Source organism: Streptomyces sp. AK010 (genome assembly GCF_014207295.1).
GTDB classification, from domain to species: Bacteria; Actinomycetota; Actinomycetes; order Streptomycetales; family Streptomycetaceae; genus Streptomyces; species Streptomyces massasporeus.
This window is the reverse complement of the sequence record NZ_JACHCX010000025.1, coordinates 25,416-43,256: the sequence shown is the minus strand read 5'-3', so window position 1 is coordinate 43,256 and position 17,841 is coordinate 25,416. Positions and strand designations below refer to the sequence as shown.

The following is a 17,841-nucleotide window of genomic DNA, read 5'->3' as shown; positions in this document are numbered from 1 at the left end:
TCACACCGTTACGGGAGGCTCGGGGTCGGGGACCGCCTCGGCCCAGGTGGCCATGGCCTCAAGGACGTCGCGTAGCCCCTCACCCAGAGAGGTGAGGCGGTACTCCACACGCGGAGGGATCTCCGCGTAGGCGGTGCGGGTGACGATGCCGTGGGTCTCGAACTGACGCAGGCGGCTGGTGAGGGTGTGGGGGCTGATACCGGGCAGGGCAGCGCGCAGTTCGGTGAACCGGTGCGGACCATGCAGGAGTTCGCGCACGATGAGGGTGGCCCAGGGGCCGTTGAGGAGGGTGAGGAAGCGGGCGACACCGCACTCGGGAAGGCAGGGAGTGGTCACTTTCTTGAGGGTAGCCCATTAGTGCAGTTGATATAACCGGTGCACCGTATGCACTAATAACTCCATGACCTACGTGATCCATGGCGCCACCGGCGCCCAAGGTGCCCCAGTCGTCTCCGCTCTCGCCGCCGCGGGCAAGTCCGTCACCGCTGTCACCCGCGACGAGCACGCCGTGGTGGAGGGCGCCCGTGTCTTGGCCGCCGCCTACTCCTCCGTGGCCGACCTGGCCGACGCCTACCGTGGTGCCGCGGGAGTGTTCGTCCATCTGCCGGTGACCGCGGAAGAGGAGCGTCAGTTTTTTGCGGGCAACATCCTCACCGCTGTTCGCGAGGCCAGGCCGGGCCGCGTCGTGTTCTCCACCAGCGGCTTCCCGACGGATCCCGCCATCGGCGGGGCCGCCGCGGCGCTGGCCGCCGGCCTGGCCGAGAGTGGCGTGTCCCATGCGGTGATCGCGCCCGAGCTGTACCTGGAGAACCTGCTCATGCCGTACGTCATCGACTCTGTCCGCGAGCGCGGTGTTCTGCCCTACCCGATCCGGGCCGACTTCCCCGTCTCCTGGGCGTCCCACCTGGACATCGCCGATGCCGCCGTCGCCCTGTTCGAGCGCGCGGACGTCACTGGTGTGGTCTCCGTCGGGCAGTTCCCGGCGATCACGGGGCCGGATCTGGCCGAGGCGTTCGGTGCCCGGTTGGGCCGGGACGTGGGCTTCGAGCCGATCACCCCTGAGGAATTCCGTACGGCGGTCGCACCTCTCATCGGGGCGGGCCCGGCTGCCGACGTCGCGGCGGGCTACCAGGCGATGAGTGCCATGCCGGGCCGCTCGATCGAGCCTGAGACCTCCGCCCAGAAGCTGCTGGGCGTCACCCCGCGGACCACGGGCCAGTGGCTGACCGACATCGGGCTGTGATCGCCCAGCCACTCTCGCACGCGGTAGGTGGAACGTCGCCTCGAGGGCAGGCGCTGGGCACCCCGTGACGTGCTCGGCGTCTGCGCCGTCCCGCCTCCGGCAGCCACGTCCCGATGGCGCGGACCTGCGGTGCCGAGCCGCGTCCCCGGACCGCCGGTGAGGCGCACCTGCGTGGCGCTGTATGCGTGCGTGCCACCGTGTGAGGGGTTCGCGGCCCCCGCCAGGCCGGAGCGGGTGAGGGCCGTCAAGCGTCTGCCGACCGATGCGGCGGCCCGCCCGAACGCGTCCATCCCGCGACGGCCGGCCGCCTCGTGTGGCGACGCCGACGAGAACGCCGGCGTCGCCATGCCGGTGCGGGCCGCCACCGCGGCCGGGCTCGCCCCGGTACTCACCGGAATGATTACGTCGTGCCCGCCGGAGCTCAGAGGGTTGCGCGCAGGTGGCTGACCGTGACGAAGTGGTAGCCCTGGGCGGTGAGGGTGCGCAGAATCTCGGGGACGGCGGCGACCGAGGTGGGGTGGATGTCGTGGATCAGGACGACGTCGTTGGGTTCGGCCTGGGAGACGACGGTCTGGGCGACCTTGGCCGGGTCGTGCGATTTCCAGTCCAGGGTGTCCATGTCCCACAGGACGGGGGAGAGGCTGGTGGCTGCCCGGACCCTGTCGTCGATCGCGCCGTACGGCGGGCGGAAGAGCCTCGGCTCCTCGCCCGTGGCTGCCTTGATCGCCGCGTTGGTGCGCTCCATCTGGGAGCGGATCTGCGCGGGGGTGAGGACCGGGTGGTTCCAGGAGTGGTTGGCGATCTCGTGGCCTGACCGCATCTCGGCGCGGACGACCTCAGGGTGGGTGGCGACGTTTTGGCCCACGACGAAGAAGGTGGCCCGCGCCTTGTACTGGGCGAGGTACTTGAGCAGCGTTCCCGTCTCGGGGACGGCGGGACCGTCGTCGAAGGTCAGGGCGATGCACTTGGCCTTGGAGCAGTCCGTGCCGTCCGCGCCCGGGTCCGGTTGCGCGGAGACGGACGGGGCGGACGTCTGTGGGGCACCGAGGTCGAACCTGTCGTCCGGGTCGGTGGTCTGCTACCGGGCCCGATCGCCGAAGTCGGACAGCCAGGGGGTGACCGTCGCTTTGGGGAGGGTGACGGAGAAGCGGCCGGCCGGGGGGAGGCCGACCGTGCCTCAGTCGAAGTCCACTTTCAGATCGCCGGCGGGGGTGAATGCCATGTCGTCCAGGTAGGCATCGCGGCCTTCCTGGTCGCCGAGTGCCGCCTCGACGGTGTCGGGGGTGACGCCTTCCCGCTTCTCCAGGCGCTTCTTCAGGGCCGAGACGAAGGCGTCCCGAGAGTTGTTCGCGATGAGGCCGGGGAGGAGCGGTATGTCTTGGCGGCACCGTCGTACCAGTACGCCCTGGTGTCCACACCGTCCGCGTTCGACGTGCGGTCCACCGTTGTCAGCCGGACGCCCAGCACGTCGCCGGAGGCCACGACGAACGAGAAGCTGATGTTCAGCTCGGGCCTCTCCGACGCGTCCGCGCCACCGCAGCTCGGCGGGCCGCCGATGTCCTCGCCGAGAAAGACCGCGAGACGTCCCTCCACCTGTTTCTTCATCGCGGCCGTCATCGCGTCGGCGCCGGGCACGTCCGGGTAGCTCGTGGCCCACGGGCAGGAGCGGTCGGTGCTGCTGTCGCTGACGATGTTCACGCCCTTGAGCTTGGTCAGATCGACCTGGGTGCCGGTGTCGTTGCCTACCTTCCGGGACGGGCCGTCCGGGGAGGGCGCGGAGTCCGCCGGTGGCGAGCCGGTGGAGCAGGCGATTGTCAGGGCGAGCGAGCCGAGTACGAGGAGGACAGGGGCGACGGTGTGTCTGGGCATGCGGGAACCTGGGTGCGTGAGGTGCCGGGGAGGGCGGGGGTGGGTGTGCGGTGCGCGAGCTGTCATGGCGCTGCGGCGTCCCGCTGCGACGCCTTGCGAAGGGCAAGGGCTTTCTTTCGCCGGGTCAAAGTATGTTTTTCGGCCGGTCCTCCGCAATCTTCGTCGCCCGCCGCCGTCCCGAATGTGACCACTTTCTCTCCGGCCGCTCTGGGGGGGGTGCCGCTGCACCGTGTCGTACAAGGGCGGCTCGAGCGTGCGGGCTCGTTCGCCATTCCGGCGGACTGGACGATCAGCGCTCCGGTGGATGTGTGGTGGTCGGCCGCCACGTCAGCCGCCAGGCCACTGCCCACGTTTCCTGGGCTGTCCAGCCGCAGACGACCCTGGCCCTCCTCCTCGGCAGCCGGCAGCGGAGGAGGAGGGGCGGAGGGCAGGTCAGGACGGAATGATCTGCCATTGCTGCCGCGTCAGTGACGCGTACGGCTGCTGCTCGACGTTGGCTCCGTCGGCGGTGCTGCCCTCGTCGACGCCGAGGGCAAGCCCGCTGTAGCGATTGATGAGGAAGTAGTAGCCGTCACCGGTGGGCGTGACGGCCCAGTGCTGCTGGGGGGCATTGGAGTCCGCATAGATGGCCGCATTGCCGCCGTCGTCGCGGGAGAGCCCGGCCACTTCCATGAGCTTGCCGCTGCTGACACCCTTGATCTCGTAGTAGCCGTCGCCGGTGGACGCGAAGGTCCACTTCTGGTTGTTCCGGTTCAGCCAGGGCCACTGGAGGATGTTGGTGCCGTTGGCGGTTCCGTTCCCGCTCACGTCGGCGACCTTGCCGCTGTTGCGGTTGACCAGCCGGTACACGGTGCCGTCGCCCGGCAGGACCCTCGAGACAAGGGCAGGCTCGACCGACCGGCCGCCGATCCTGACGCCGCTGATGTTGGCGTAGCCGCCGGTGGCCGCGTTGACCTGGATCCGTACGAAGCCCACGTTCCGGTTGGGCCACTCCACCAGCTTGTACCTGCCGTTGCCGGCCCAGGTGCCGGTGGCGACCTGGGTGAAGGTGACGCCGTCGGTGCTGGTCAGAATGGTGTAGGAGGTGATGTCGCCGTCGGTGGAGTTGGTGCGGTTCCACTGCTTGGGCAGGTACTCCAGGGTGGAGACGTTGCTCCACACCCCGCCCAGGTCGATCGTGATCGAGTGAGGCAGGGCCGGGGACAGGCCCCAGGTCGACCAGCAGGTTTCGTAACGGACGTCGCTGAGTCCGTCGATGGCGTGGAGCGGTCCCTCGCCGGTGCGGAAGGCGGTGGCGTACGCGTTGACCGGTGTGACGGGGTGCTCGGCGCGCAGGGGCTGGGTGGGCAGCGGTGGCCGGGAGGTGTTCGGGCTCCAGGCGGCACCCACGTCGGCGAGCCGGTTGACGATGTTGGTGTCCAGCAGGCCGTTGCGGTTGGGCGGGCAGTTGAGGATGAAGGAGGTGTACTTCGGCTCCAGGTCGGCCAGGTGCGAGAGGATCGCGTCCCTGCTCATGAGGCCCTCGGTCGGGGTGGAAGGGTGCCAGAACCAGCCGTTGCTGATGGTCTGTCCCTGCATGCCGGCGTAGGTGTTGCCCGCCGGCGCCGTGATGCCCAGCGGCTCCTCGAAGAAGATCGCGTCGCTGAGGAAGGGCTCCACCAGCCCACCGATGTCGATCATGACGCAGTCCGGCTGCAGTTCCTTCACCAGTGAACGGATCCGCTGGTAGGAGACGGCCTGCTGCCCCATCTGCCATGCGTAGCCATCGGTCATGAACATGTCGATGGTGCCGTAGTTGGTGAGCAACTCGCGAATCTGACCGAGGATGAAGGTCATGTCGCCGGGCTGGATGGCATCGGTGATTTCCAGCCCGCTCACCTTGTGCCGGCTCTCCCATGCCTCGACGCCGAAGGTGCGGTCCCAGATCGAGTAGTAGAACCCGACCTTCAGTCCCCTCGCCCGGAACGCGTCGCAGTACGCCCGTACCACGTCCTGCTTGTAGGAGCTGTTCGCGACGTTCTGAGTGCCAAAGGCGCTCGGCCACAGGGCGAAGCCGTCATGGTGCTTGGTGGTCAGGATGCCGTAACTCATCTTCGCGGCAGCCGCCGCGTCGGCCCACTGTGCGCAGTTGACGCTCGGGGGAGCGAAGAGGGTGGGGCTCTGGTTGGGTTCGGCCCACTCCTGGTTCGTGAACGTGCCCAGGCTGAAGTGGTTGAACATGCCGAACCGCATGTCGACCATCTTGCTCAGATTGCTCTGTGCGTCCGCGGCGGCCGCCTGCGACAGAAGGCCGGAGAAGCCGGGGACGATCGGCAGGGCGGTCGCGGCGGTTGCCGCCCCCGCCGCGCCGAGAAACGTCCGGCGAGACATTCTTGACGAGGACATGGCTTACTCCTGTGGATCGATGGCGTTGATTGCAGTGACGACGTCCCGGATGGCAGTCGAGGGCCTGGGCGCCGGGGGCACGCACGGATGGTCAAAGTGGCTGCGAAACGGTGCTCCGCCGGAACCTGCCGGCCGAGCGGGTGCCAAGCGGAAGGTGACCGCCCAAGGTTGGTGGCCGGGCTGTCGTGGGAGGTGCAATCGGCTCCGCACTGAGCGGTGAATGAGCAGGGCAGGGCCAGGACGTTCCAGGCGACGCGCGGGCCGAGATCCCGGCGCGTGGTGCGCGACTCGACCGCCCCGCCACTGCAGCGACGCGGCGTGGCTCGCGCGGTGTCGCACCGGCTCTTCCGGCGGCACCGCTCCGCAGGCCGGCAATGTCCGAAAGGACAGCCGGAGCGTCAGTCGGTCGCAGAGTCATACTCCTGAGTGGTGCCATGGCCAATCCTCGCTGTCGGTCGTCGATCGGCGTATCGGGTCATCGGTCAGACTGGTGGCCAGCCACTGCTCCACGGCCGCGATGTGGACGGTCGCAGCGGAGGTGGCGAGTAGGGCGTCGCGTGACTGAAGTGCGCTGAGGATCTCCTCGTGGTCCTGGTGGGCGTTGTCCACGGCCTGACTGGTCTGGCTGCCGCGGACGATGCGGACTCGCTGTGTGCGGGTGGAGAGCACCCGCAGCAGCATCGACAGCACGGGGTTGCCGACGGCTTCGACGATCCTGAGGTGGAAGGCGATGTCGTGGGCGACGAACTCCTCCGCGGTGGTGACGGTCCGGGACCGGTCGAGGGTGTTGCGCAGTTCCTGGAGGTCCTCCTGCTTCAGCAGGGCGGTGGCCAGTCCGGTCGCCTGCGGTTCGAGCAGTCGTCGTACCTGGAGCAACTGCAGAGCGGTGTGCCCCTGGGAGACGTCGGCGGCGAAGGAGAGGCTTTCCAGCAGGAGATGGGGCTCAAGGCTGGAGACGTACGTGCCGTCGCCCTGCCGGGTGATCAGGATCCGCATGGCGGTCAGTGCCCGGACGGCCTCACGCAGGGAGTTCCGGGACAGGCCGAGCTGTCCGGCGAGGACTTCCTCCTTGGGCAGCCGGGAGCCGGGCTCGAGTTCACCGGCGACGATCATCGCTTTGATCTTGTCGATGGCCTCGTCCGTCAGTGCCACGAGGGTGCCTCTCTGAGTTGGGGATGCGCCGGCCCATGGAGCTCCGCCGGGCCCGGCTCCCGGCCGGCGGGGCCGCTTGCGGGTCGTGTCTATTCCTGCTTCTCGCCGGAGGCGAAGCGGGAGATGATCAGGGCGACGATGATGATCGCGCCGTTGAGGAACTGGTTCCACAGCGGTGGTACACCTGCCAGCGTCATGACGTTCACGACGAGTTGGAGCGTCAGGACACCGGTGAGCGCGCCGAAGATCGAGCCTTTGCCGCCGTTGAGGCTGACTCCGCCGATGACGGTCGCGGCGAAGACCTGGAAGATCCAGCCGCTGCCCTGGGTGGCGGAGATGGACCCGTAGTGGCCGCTGTAGAGGATGCCGGCGAACGAGGCGAGGACACTGCCGAGGATGAGGACGATCCACACGATGCGGTCGACGCGGATGCCCGCGGTGCGGGCCGCCTCCGGGTTGCCGCCGATCGCGTACAGCGCCCGCCCGTGCCGCAGCCAGGCCAGCGCGCTGCCACCGAGGGCGAACAGCGCCACGCAGATCCAGATCGCGGCCGGGACTCCCAGCCACGACGACTTGCCCAGGTAGGTGAAGGAGGACGGCAGTTCCACGATGGACTGGCCCTCGGAGAGGGCGACCTGAAGTCCGCGCAGCATGGTGAGCATGCCGAGGGTGACGATGAAGCCGTTGAGGCGCAGCTTGAGGATCAGGAAGCCGTTGACGGCCCCGATCACCACACCCACCAGCAGACAGAGCGGTACCGCCGTCCACTCGGGCAGCAGCCCCAGGCCCGTGAACCTGGTTCCGCTGGTCGGCAGGACCAGCCAGACGGCGATGACGGGTGCCACGCCGATGGTGGACTCCAGGGACAGGTCCATCCGGCCGCAGATCAGGATCAGTGCGGTGGCCAGGACCAGCAGGCTGAGCTCGGTGGACTGCTGGGCCACTCCGATGAGGTTGTCGGCGGTCAGGAAGGCCGGCGAGACGATGAAGCCGATCAGGCCCAGGACGAGGATCGCCGGGACCAGGGACAGGTCCCGGAAGCGCCCGAGGTCGACCCGACGGAGCTTGGCGTCCGCGGCGGCCGGCTCAGCCGTGCTCACTGTGGGCTCGGTGAGATCTGTGGTGGCGGACATGACTACCTTCCGTGCTCGTCTGCGCCGGTTGAGGCGGATGCGGGGGACGCGGGGGCCGGGACCGTGTCGCCGGTGACGCCCTCGATGGCGGCGACGACGGCGTCGTCCTTCCAGCCACGGTCGAACTCGGCGATCAGGCGCCCGTGGAACATGACGACGACCCGGTCACAGACCTTCAGGTCGTCCAGCTCGTCGGAGACGATCAGCGCGGCCTTGCCGCCGTCCGCGACCTGCCGGATGCGGCCCAGGAGAAATTCCTTGGACTTGACGTCCACCCCGTTGGTGGGGCGGATGGCCACCAGGACGTGCGGATCGGTGGCCAGGGCACGAGCGACGACGACCTTCTGCTGGTTGCCGCCCGAGAGGGCGGAGACCGGGGTGGCGGCTCCCGGGGTCTTGATGTCGAGATCCCGGATCATGCGTCCGGCGAACGCCTTGGTGCAGGCGGGCAGCACCGTGCCGAACGGACCGAGCTGGTCGGTGACGGTGAGCGTCGCGTTCTCCGCCACACTGCGGTTGGTCACCAGCCCCTGGAGGTGGCGGTCCTCGGGGACCAGACCGACTCCGGCGGCGAGCGCGGACGGCACACTGCCGGTGCGCACGGACCTGCCGCCGACCGTGATCCGGCCCTCGTCCGCGCGGTGCAGACCGGCGATCGCCTCACCCACCTGCACATTGCCGCTGGCGGTGGCTCCGGCGAGCCCGACGACCTCGCCGGAGCGGACCGAGAGGGAGATGTCCTCGCAGACGCCGGTCAGTGTCAGACCACTGATCGCCAGCAGTTCCGCGGAGCCGGACCGCGACGCCATGGGCCCGCCGACGGGGGCGGTGACGGTGGAGGCCGACTCGCCGGTCATCGCCTCCACCAGTGCCTGGTGGCCGAGTTCGGCGACGGGCGCGGTCAGGATGTGGGCCGCGTCGCGGTAGACGGTAACTGTGGTGCACAGGTCGTACACCTCTTGCAGATGGTGGGAGATGAAGAGGAAGGCGACGCCCTGCCGCTGAAGATCGCGGAGCTTGTCGAAGAGGCGGTTGATGCCGCGGGCGTCGAGCTTCGCGGTCGGCTCGTCGAGGATGATGAAACGGGCGCCGAACGACAGCGCCCGTGCGATCTCGACGAACTGCCGCTGCTCGACGGTGAGCTCCCTGGCCCGCGCGGCCGGGTCGACGGCCACGCCGTACTCGCCGAGCAACTCCTCGGCACGTCGGCGCAGTTGCTTCCAGCGGATGGGCCTCACCACCCTGGCGCTCTGGCGGTTCAGGAAGAGGTTCTCGGCGACGGTCAGGTCACCGATGACGGTGGAGTGCTGATAGACGCAGGCCACACGCGAACGCCAGGCGTCGATGTCGCCGAGGGCGGGCGCCGGCGCGCCGGAGAAGCGCAGGGTGCCGGAGTCGGGCTGCTGGAGGCCGGTGAGGACGGACACGAGCGTCGACTTGCCGGCACCGTTGCGTCCGACCAGGGCGTGCGCCTCGCCGGGGGCTACGGTGATACGGGCGTCGCGCAGCGCGACCGTCGCGCCGAATCGTTTGCTGATGCCGGTCGCGTCGGCGACAGGGGCCGGAGTGCCGGGGCCGGTCGCCGGGCCGGTCGCGGTGTCCGCCATGGTGGATACCGTCCTTCGTGTACGGAGGCTGGAGCCGAGGGGCGCGGGAGGATGTCCGCGCAGGCGGGGTGTGCGCCCGGGGGACGAGGGCTGCGCGTCCCCCGACGCGGCGGGCGGAAGTGCCGTTGATCGGACGTGCCGGACATCAGCCGACGTTGTTGCCCCACAGGGTCTTGTCGTCGACGTTGTCCTTGGTGACCAGCGGGGCGGGCAGCTGGTCCTCCAGGCCGTTGTCGAGCTTGACGACGGTGGAGTCGTGGTCGGTCTTGCCCGGCTTGAAGGTCTTGCCCTCGGCCGCGGCCTTGGCGTAGTAGAGCGCGTACTTGGCGTAGAGGTCGGCGGGTTGCGAAATGGTGGCGTCGATCTGGCCCTTGCGGATGGCGTCGAACTCCTGCGGGATGCCGTCGTTGGAGACGATCGAGATGTGCCCCTTCTCCCCGGCGGGCTTGAGCAGGCCCTTCTGCTCGAGGAGGGCGAGGGTCGGCTGGAGGAAGACACCGCCGGCCTGCATGTAGATGCCGTTCAGGTCGGGGTGCTGGGCGAGCAGACTCTGCAGCTTGGCGGAGGCGACATCGCCCTTCCAGTCGGTGGGCAGCTCGAAGACCTTGATCTTCGGGAACTGCTTCTTCATGCAGGAGGCGAACGCCTCGGAGCGGTCCCGTCCGTTGATCGAGTCCAGTGCTCCCTGGAACTCGGCGACCTTGCCCTTGCCGCCCAGTTGCTTGCCGAGGAATTCGCAAGCCTTGGTGCCGTAGGCCCGGTTGTCGGCGCGTACGACCATGTAGACGTCGCCCTTGTCAGGCCGGGTGTCGACGCTGATCACGGGGATCTTCTTCGACGCGAGGGAGTCGAGCGTGGAGGCGATGGCCCCGGTGTCCTGCGGGGCCATGACCACGGCCTTGGCGCCCGTGTTCTGGAAGACCTGCACGTTGGCGACCAGCTTGGTGACGTCGTTCTGCGAGTTGCTGATCGGCAGCGCGTTGACGCCTTCGGACTTGACGCCCTTCTTCATGTACTCGGCGTAGGAGTTCCAGAAGTCGGAGTCGGAGCGCGGCAGGTCGATCCCGATGGCGGGCTTGTCACCGCCCGAGGCGACCGAGTCGGTGCCTTCGCGGTTGCACGCGGTGGCGAGGGCCAGTACCGCGAGGACGGCGGTGGCTGCGGCGGTGGAGCGGGTTCGAGCGAGCTTCATGGCCGTGTTCTCTCCTAAGCCAGGGGCGCGGGGCCGCAGGGCGACGGTGGGAGGGCGTACCCGCCTGCGGAGGGGCGAGGTCGCCGGATGGGCACCTGCCGATCCGGCGCGGAAAACGCGCGGATCGTGCCCTGAGGGCGGGATGTGAGGGTCAGCCGGGGCCCGAGGCGGCGGAGGCGGAGCGACCACCCGGATGCGACCGAACGAACGGGCGCACTGGATGATGCAGTCATTCATCCGATGTATCCCGGACGTCGAGGACGTTACGACGGCGTTGCCGACGTTGACAAGAGTCCGGCGGCCAGAGACTTTGCGGGACATCGCGCCGCAGGGCGCCGACACGTCGGCCCGACCGCGGGACTCCGTGCTGATTCCCCGCGAGCTGCAGAGTCCTGGATTTCATCAGTGACCGGCGACGCGCTGCGGTAGCTCACAATTCGACAACGGAGCCACCTGGGTCGGCGGCGAAGGGGTCGGGCAGGCGCTCGGACGTGCTGTATCGCGCTGTGAGTGGGCCGGTGGTACGTCTGTTGCGGACGCTCTCACCAGTGGAGATGACCTTGTGGTTCCTCCTGCGATTCATCGGATGGAAGGTCCCGTGTCGACCTCATAGTCACACCTGACCAGGGTGGAGCTCCATCTGTGGGCCCTTGGCTGGTAAGGGTGATGGGCAATACATCCGAGGAATCCGTTGCCACGCGCGATCCCCGCATCTAGTCTCACTGTGCCGTCATTCATCCGATGACTGGAGGGGCGGCTGAGTGAAGCCGGCGGCAGGTCTTGGCCCGGCGCACCGCAGGCGGCCCAGCCCCGGGGCCGACCACCACTCAGACGACACGCGCATGGCAAGGGAGATCCCCAGTGAAACTGCTACGAGTCGGTGCCCCCGGCGAGGAGCGACCCGCGGTCCGCACCGACGACGGCCGGCTGCTGGACCTGTCCTCGGTGGCCTTGGAGATCGACGGCGACTTCCTCGTCTCCGGGGGAGTGGAGCGGGCCCGCGCGGCCGTCACGGGGGGCGGACTGCCAGAGCTCGACGCCGGCGGCCTGCGGATCGGTGCCCCTGTCGCCCGTCCCGGCAAGATCATCTGTGTCGGGCTGAACTACCGCGACCACGCCGCCGAGACCGGTGCCGCGATCCCGCCCCGCCCGGTGGTCTTCATGAAGGACCCGGGCACGGTCGTGGGCCCCTACGACGAGGTGCTGATCCCGCGGGACTCGGTCAAGACGGACTGGGAGGTCGAGCTGGCGGTCGTCATCGGACGGCGGGCCCGCTACCTCGACGGCCCCGACGCCGCGCGGGCCGTGATCGCGGGCTATGCGGTCAGCCATGACGTCTCCGAGCGTGAATTCCAGCTGGAGTACTCCTCCCAGTGGGACCTGGGCAAGTCCTGCGAGACCTTCAACCCGCTCGGCCCCTGGCTGGTCACCGCCGACGAGATCGGTGACCCACAGAACCTCGGCCTGCACCTGAGCGTCGACGGCGTGAAGCGGCAGGACGGCCACACCGGCAACATGATCTTCCCGGTCGATCACATCGTGTCGTACCTCAGCCGACACATGGTCCTCGAGCCCGGTGACGTGATCAACACCGGTACACCCGCGGGCGTCGCCCTGGGCCTGCCCGGCACCCCGTACCTCCGCCCCGGCAACACCGTCGAACTCTCTGTCGACGGCCTCGGTAGCCAGCGCCAGACCTTCGCCCAAGCGTGAAAGGCAGCACCACCTTGACTACGACCCCCGCCCGGATCACAGCGGTCGACACCTACGACATTCGGTTCCCCACATCGCGGGAACTGGACGGGTCGGACGCCATGAACCCGGATCCCGACTACTCCGCCGCCTATGTCGTGCTGCGCACCGACGCCGGCGACGGACACGAGGGCCACGGCTTCACCTTCACCATCGGCCGCGGCAACGACGTCCAGGTCGCCGCCATCGGAGCCCTGCGGCCGCACCTCGTGGGCCGCTCGGTGGAGGAGCTGTGCGCCGACCCGGGATCGGTCAGCCGCGGCCTGATCGGGGACAGCCAGCTGCGCTGGCTCGGCCCCGAGAAGGGCGTGATGCACATGGCCATCGGCGCCGTCGTCAACGCCGTGTGGGACCTGGCCGCCAAGCGCGCCGGGCAGCCCCTGTGGCGGCTGCTCGCGCACGCCGACCCGGAGTGGCTGGTCTCCCAGGTCGACTTCCGCTACATCGCCGACGCCCTCACCCCCGAGGACGCCCTCCGGCTGTTGTGCGAGGGCCGCACCGGGCTCGGGGAGCGCGAGGCCGACCTGCTGGAGCGCGGCTACCCCGGCTACACCACCTCACCGGGCTGGCTCGGCTACTCCGACGAGAAACTCACCCGGCTCGCCAAGCAGGCCGTTGCCGACGGCTTCACCCAGATCAAGCTCAAGGTCGGCGCCGACCTCGACGACGACGTCCGCCGCATGCGCGCCGCCCGCGCCGCCGTCGGTGAGAAGATCCGCATCGCCATCGACGCCAACCAGCGCTGGAACGTCGACGAGGCGGTCGAGTGGACCAACGCGCTCGCCGAGTTCGACCCTTACTGGATCGAGGAACCCACCAGCCCCGACGACGTCCTCGGCCACGCCGCCGTCCGCCGGGGCGTCGCCCCGGTGAAGGTCGCCACCGGCGAACACGTCCAGAACCGCATCGTCTTCAAGCAGCTCCTCCAGGTCGGCGCCATCGACGTCCTCCAGATCGACGCGGCCCGGGTCGGCGGCGTCAACGAGAACCTCGCGATCCTCCTGCTCGCCGCGAAGTTCAAGGTGCCGGTGTGCCCGCACGCCGGCGGAGTGGGCCTGTGCGAACTGGTGCAACATCTGTCGATGTTCGACTACCTGGCGCTGTCCGGTACGACCGAGAACCGCGTCATCGAGTTCGTCGACCACCTCCACGAGCACTTCACCGCGCCCGTGGTGATGCGCGACGGTTACTACACCGCGCCGCTGACCCCGGGCTTCTCCGCCACCATGCACCCCGGGTCAATCGCCGAATACCGTTACCCGGACGGCACCTTCTGGGCGGCCGACCTCGCCGGACGGGAGGAGGCGGCATGACCGGCCTGACAGGGCTCAGGGCCGTTGTCACCGGGGGCGCGTCCGGCATCGGACTCGCCGTGGCCCGAGCACTGGCGGCACAGGGCGCGGCGGTCGCCGTGCTCGACCTCGATCCGGGCGGCGTCAGCGAACCGCTGCTCGGCCTCCAGGCCGACGTCAGCGACGACATGTCCGTACGCGCCGCCGTGGAACTGGCCGCCGAGCGGCTCGGCGGCCTGGACATCCTCGTGAACAACGCCGGCATCGGCGCGGTGGGCACCGTCGAGGACAACCCGGACGAACAGTGGCACCGGGTCCTGGACGTCAACGTCCTCGGCATGGTGCGCACCACGCGCGCCGCCCTGCCGCACCTGCGCCGCGCTGCCACTGCCCGTCCGGGCACTGCGGCCGTGGTCAACACGTGCTCCATCGCCGCCACCGCCGGGCTGCCGCAGCGCGCCCTGTACTCCGCCAGCAAGGGCGCCGTCCTCTCGCTGACCCTCGCCATGGCCGCCGACCACGTCCGCGAGGGCATCCGCGTCAACTGCGTCAACCCCGGCACCGCCGACACACCATGGGTCTCCCGGCTGCTGGACGCGGCCGACGATCCCGAGACGGAACGCGCGGCCCTCAACGCCCGCCAGCCCCTGGGACGCCTGGTCACCGCCGACGAGGTCGCCACCGCCATCGTCTACCTGGCCAGCCCGGCCGCGGCGTCCGTCACCGGCACCGCGCTCGCGGTGGACGGCGGCATGCAGGGACTGCGGCTGCGCCCGGTGGACCGGTCGTGAGGACCACCACGCTCGGCGGCAGCGCGGTACCGGTCTCGGAACTGGCGCTGGGTTGTGCCGCCCTCGGCAACCTCTTCCACCCGGTCACCGACGAGGCCGCCCACGCCATCGTGGCGGCGGCCTGGGACGCCGGTGTCCGCACCTTCGACACCGCGCCCCACTACGGTCTCGGCCTGTCGGAACGGCGGCTCGGCGCCACCCTGCGCGACCGCCCCCGTGACACCTACACCCTCTCCACCAAGGTGGGCCGGCTTCTCGTCCCGGACCCGGAGGGCGGCGCCGGCGACGACCTCGCCCACGGCTTCGCCGTCCCCGCCGACCACCGCAGGGTCTGGGACTTCAGCGCCGACGGCGTGCTGCGCTCCCTGGAAGCCAGCCTGGAACGTCTCGGCCTCGACCGCGTCGACGTGGCCCTGCTGCACGACCCCGACGACCACGCCGACCAGGCGCTGCGCGAGGCGTACCCGGCGCTGGAGCGGCTGCGCGCCGAAGGCGTGATCGGAGCGATCGGCGTCGGCATGAACCAGTCCGCCCTGCCCGCCAAGTTCCTGCGGGAGACCGACATCGACGTGGTGCTGCTGGCCGGCCGCTACACCCTCCTGGAACAGGACTCGCTCGCCGAACTGCTCCCGGAGGCGGCCGCTCGGGGCCGGAGCGTCGTCATCGGCGGGGTGTTCAACTCCGGGCTGCTGACGGCCCCCCGCCCCGGTGCCACGTACGACTACGCACCCGCTCCGCAGCCGGTCCTCGACCGGGCGCTACGGCTCCTCGCGGTCTGCGAACGCCACGGCGTGCCGCTGCGTGCCGCCGCGCTGCGCTTCCCGTTCGGCCATTCCGCGGTCGCGAGCGTCCTGACCGGGGCGCGCTCCCCCCAGGAGGTACGCGACACGGTGGAGCAGCTGCGGCGCCCGATTCCGGACACCCTGTGGGAGGAGCTGCGCGCCGAGGGCCTGCTGGATCCGGACACCCCTGTCCCCGCGGCCGCGCCGATCGGGGAGGCCATGCCGTCGAAGGAGCCTTCATGAAGGTCGCCCTGCACACCAAGGTCCGCGCCGACCGCATCGAGGAGTACGAGGCCGCGCACCGGGAGGTGCCCGAGGAACTGACCGCCGCCATCCGCGCCGCGGGGGCGAGGGAATGGACCATCTGGCGGTGAGGGTTCCCCCGCGCGAGCGGAGCCGAGAGTGTGGTCTCGCCGGCGGGCGTCAGATGCCGACGCTGTATACCTTGCGAATTGTCTCCTTGACGTCCCAGCGGCCTGACCAATCCTTGGGCTGCACGATGACGTCACCGGCGGAAATCTCGAAGCTCTCCCCCGTGGCGGCGTCAGTGACGACTGCGCGGCCGCTCAGGATGTAGCAGGTCTCGGTGTCCTCGCGATTCTCGACCGGCCACCCGCCCGGCTGGGACTCCCATACACCGGCCAGGCACGTCTCCTTGGTGTCGAAGCGGAGGACACCCAGCTGAGGGTCGCCGGAGTCTGCCCCCGGGCGCTGGCCGATCGGCTCGAGATCTCCGGTGATTCTCGAGGCAGGGATGTGGATGAATGTGGGCATCAGTGGACTCCTGAGTGAATGGGATTACGGTGAATGTCGAGGAGCAACGCCGTGGCTGGCGACGAACAGTTTCCTGCCGGGTGGGACGAATGATCCGTTGGCGGTGGTGTCATACTGTCTCCCCTCCGGGGGCGGCGATCCCTGTCGCGGTCTCGACGGAGAGCAGGGAGTCCTGTCGTCCGGAGCCGAGCCAGCGCACTACGGCCACCAGCACGAGGGCGAGGATCGCGAAGGCGATGAGGATGGCGCTGATCGCGGTCACGCTGGGGTCGATGTCGAAGGTCAGGGAGTTGTAGATCTGCACCGGCAGGGTGACGGTGTCGACGGAGGACAGGAACTGGGAGATGTAGAACTCGTCGAAGCTGGTGATGAAGGAGAAGATCGCCGCGGCGATCATTCCGGGTGCGGCGAGGGGAAAAGTGATCCTGCGGGCGATCGTCAGCCGGTTCGCGCCCATGCTCGCCGCGGCGTCCTCCAGGCGTTCGTCGATGCCGCGCAGGGTCGCGACCAGGATGAGCACCGCGATCGGTGAGGCCAGCACGGTGTGGCCGAGGGCGATCGCGAGCGGGCTGCCCAGCATGGAGGCGGGCTCGAAGAGCAGGAACAGGCCCAGGGCGGTGACGATCTGCGGGATGAGCAGCGGTCCGAGGACCAGGGCGTAGACCGCGGAGCGCAGCGGGAGTTCGCTGCGGGTCAGGGCGGTCGCCGCGCTCACGCCTATGATCAGCGAGAACACGGTACTGAGGGCGGCGACGAGCGCGCTGATCGACAGCGCGGCCGGCCACTTGCTGCCGTCGGCGAAGAGCGCCTTGTACCAGTTGAGCGTCCACACTTCCGGCGGGAAATCCGCGAAGGCGTTGCTGCTGAAGGAGGTGACGAGGATGACGACGATCGGCAGTGCCAGGAACAGCAGGATCACGGTGGCGGTCGCGGTCAGCGTGATGCGTCCGGTTAGGGTGCTGCGCAGCTCCATCATGAGGTGCTCCTCTTCTTGGCGCTGGCGCCGACGGAGGTCACGAGCTTGACCAGGAGCAGTCCGGCGAAGGTCATCAGCAGCAGCACGACGCCTTCGGCGGCCGCTCCGTTCCACTGGTTCTGCTTCATCACCTGCTGGTTGATCAGGGAGGCGATCATCGTCTGGTCGGGGCTGCCCATCAGGGCGGGAGTGATGTAGTAGCCCAGCGAGAGGATGAAGCTGAGCAGTCCGGCACTGGCCAGGCCCGGGGCGACCAGTGGCAGGTAGATGCGGCGGAAGATCGTCACACGTCCGGCGCCCATGCTGGCCGCGGCGGCGAGCAGCCTGCGATCGACGCCGCGCATCACGCCGTACAGCAGCAGCACGGTGTAGGGGAGCATCACGGAGGTGGTGCCGATGACCACGCCGATCTCGTTGTAGAGCAGCTGGAACGGCGCCCCAGGGACCCACAGCTTGGCCATGGCCTCGTTCGCCAGGCCCTTGTCGCCGAGCAGGATGATCCAGCCGTAGGTGCGGACGAGGGCGCTGATGAAGTGCGGGACCACCACTATCAGCATGGCCACGCCGGCCCACAGGGGCTTGAGCCGGGAGATGGCGTTCGCCAGGACGAACCCGAAGAGGAGGCTGAGCAGCGCCGTCTCCGCGGAGATCCGTACCGTGGTGAACAGCACGGAGAGGTTCACGCCCGTCAGCGCGTCGACGTACCAGTGCAGGGTGAGGGAGCCGTCGGGGTTCTTCAGGCTGAGGAAGAGCGTGCTGAAGATCGGGTAGACGAACAGCACCAGCAGGTAGACGACGACGGGCAGGGCGTACAGGATCCCGGCCCGCGTTCTGCGGGAGGCCAGCAGCTTGCGCGGCCGGGCGGGGGCGTTGGCGGTCAGGGTGGCGGCCAT

General features: G+C 69.2%; 15 protein-coding genes and 2 pseudogenes. 6 read left to right on the top strand and 11 right to left on the bottom strand.

Annotated elements, in window-relative coordinates:
• Entirely contained in the window at positions 1–336 is a 336-nt protein-coding gene (locus HDC93_RS33335; protein ID WP_086798912.1) for a helix-turn-helix domain-containing protein, read from the bottom strand.
• Positions 337–400: 64 nt separating this feature from the next.
• Between HDC93_RS33335 and HDC93_RS33330 the strand changes: the two genes are divergently transcribed.
• Entirely contained in the window at positions 401–1,243 is an 843-nt protein-coding gene (locus HDC93_RS33330; RefSeq protein WP_185014555.1) for an NmrA family NAD(P)-binding protein, read from the top strand.
• A 421-nt stretch (positions 1,244–1,664) separates the two neighbouring features.
• On the opposite strand, the pseudogene HDC93_RS33325 reads toward HDC93_RS33330, so the two are convergent.
• From HDC93_RS33325 to HDC93_RS33295, 7 genes and pseudogenes are all read right to left on the bottom strand, one after another.
• Positions 1,665–2,210, bottom strand: a pseudogene (locus HDC93_RS33325) (polysaccharide deacetylase family protein); the annotation flags it as partial.
• A gap of 347 nt (positions 2,211–2,557) precedes the next feature.
• Positions 2,558–3,112: a hypothetical protein gene (locus tag HDC93_RS33320; RefSeq protein WP_185014554.1), complete on the bottom strand. Its 555-nt coding sequence runs from the start codon at positions 3,110–3,112 to the stop codon at positions 2,558–2,560.
• Positions 3,113–3,544: 432 nt separating this feature from the next.
• Entirely contained in the window at positions 3,545–5,497 is a 1,953-nt protein-coding gene (locus HDC93_RS33315; RefSeq protein WP_185014553.1) for an RICIN domain-containing protein, read from the bottom strand.
• A 414-nt stretch (positions 5,498–5,911) separates the two neighbouring features.
• Positions 5,912–6,649, bottom strand: a complete 738-nt coding sequence (locus HDC93_RS33310; protein WP_185014552.1) for an FCD domain-containing protein — start codon at positions 6,647–6,649, stop codon at positions 5,912–5,914.
• Positions 6,650–6,738: 89 nt separating this feature from the next.
• On the bottom strand, positions 6,739–7,782 hold the full coding sequence (locus tag HDC93_RS33305) for an ABC transporter permease (RefSeq protein WP_185014551.1): 1,044 nt from the start codon (positions 7,780–7,782) through the stop codon (positions 6,739–6,741).
• Positions 7,783–7,784: 2 nt separating this feature from the next.
• Positions 7,785–9,389, bottom strand: a complete 1,605-nt coding sequence (locus HDC93_RS33300) for a sugar ABC transporter ATP-binding protein (RefSeq protein ID WP_185014550.1) — start codon at positions 9,387–9,389, stop codon at positions 7,785–7,787.
• Positions 9,390–9,534: 145 nt separating this feature from the next.
• Entirely contained in the window at positions 9,535–10,581 is a 1,047-nt protein-coding gene (locus tag HDC93_RS33295; RefSeq protein ID WP_185014549.1) for a sugar ABC transporter substrate-binding protein, read from the bottom strand.
• 861 nt (positions 10,582–11,442) lie between these two features.
• Between HDC93_RS33295 and HDC93_RS33290 the strand changes: the two genes are divergently transcribed.
• The 5 genes and pseudogenes from HDC93_RS33290 to HDC93_RS33270 all read left to right on the top strand — a co-directional run.
• Positions 11,443–12,294, top strand: coding sequence for a fumarylacetoacetate hydrolase family protein (locus HDC93_RS33290; protein WP_185014548.1), 852 nt, complete (start codon positions 11,443–11,445; stop codon positions 12,292–12,294).
• A 14-nt stretch (positions 12,295–12,308) separates the two neighbouring features.
• Entirely contained in the window at positions 12,309–13,646 is a 1,338-nt protein-coding gene (locus HDC93_RS33285; protein WP_185014547.1) for an enolase C-terminal domain-like protein, read from the top strand.
• Complete coding sequence (locus HDC93_RS33280; RefSeq protein WP_185014546.1) at positions 13,643–14,416, top strand: SDR family NAD(P)-dependent oxidoreductase; 774 nt, start codon at positions 13,643–13,645, stop codon at positions 14,414–14,416. Before HDC93_RS33285 ends, HDC93_RS33280 begins: the two co-directional genes overlap by 4 nt.
• Positions 14,413–15,441: an aldo/keto reductase gene (locus HDC93_RS33275; protein WP_185014545.1), complete on the top strand. Its 1,029-nt coding sequence runs from the start codon at positions 14,413–14,415 to the stop codon at positions 15,439–15,441. The genes HDC93_RS33280 and HDC93_RS33275 overlap by 4 nt, the downstream gene beginning before the upstream one ends.
• Positions 15,438–15,569 (top strand): annotated as a pseudogene (locus HDC93_RS33270) (L-rhamnose mutarotase); the annotation flags it as partial. The gene HDC93_RS33275 and the pseudogene HDC93_RS33270, both read left to right, overlap by 4 nt.
• A gap of 52 nt (positions 15,570–15,621) precedes the next feature.
• Here HDC93_RS33270 and HDC93_RS33265 read toward each other — a convergent pair.
• The 3 genes from HDC93_RS33265 to HDC93_RS33255 all read right to left on the bottom strand — a co-directional run bounded on the left by HDC93_RS33265 (position 15,622) and on the right by HDC93_RS33255 (position 17,841).
• Positions 15,622–15,972, bottom strand: a complete 351-nt coding sequence (locus tag HDC93_RS33265) for a cupin domain-containing protein (protein ID WP_185014544.1) — start codon at positions 15,970–15,972, stop codon at positions 15,622–15,624.
• 109 nt (positions 15,973–16,081) lie between these two features.
• A complete protein-coding gene (locus tag HDC93_RS33260) occupies positions 16,082–16,948 on the bottom strand; it encodes an ABC transporter permease (protein WP_185014543.1) in 867 nt (288 codons plus the stop codon).
• Entirely contained in the window at positions 16,945–17,841 is an 897-nt protein-coding gene (locus HDC93_RS33255) for an ABC transporter permease (RefSeq protein WP_185014542.1), read from the bottom strand. Before HDC93_RS33255 ends, HDC93_RS33260 begins: the two co-directional genes overlap by 4 nt.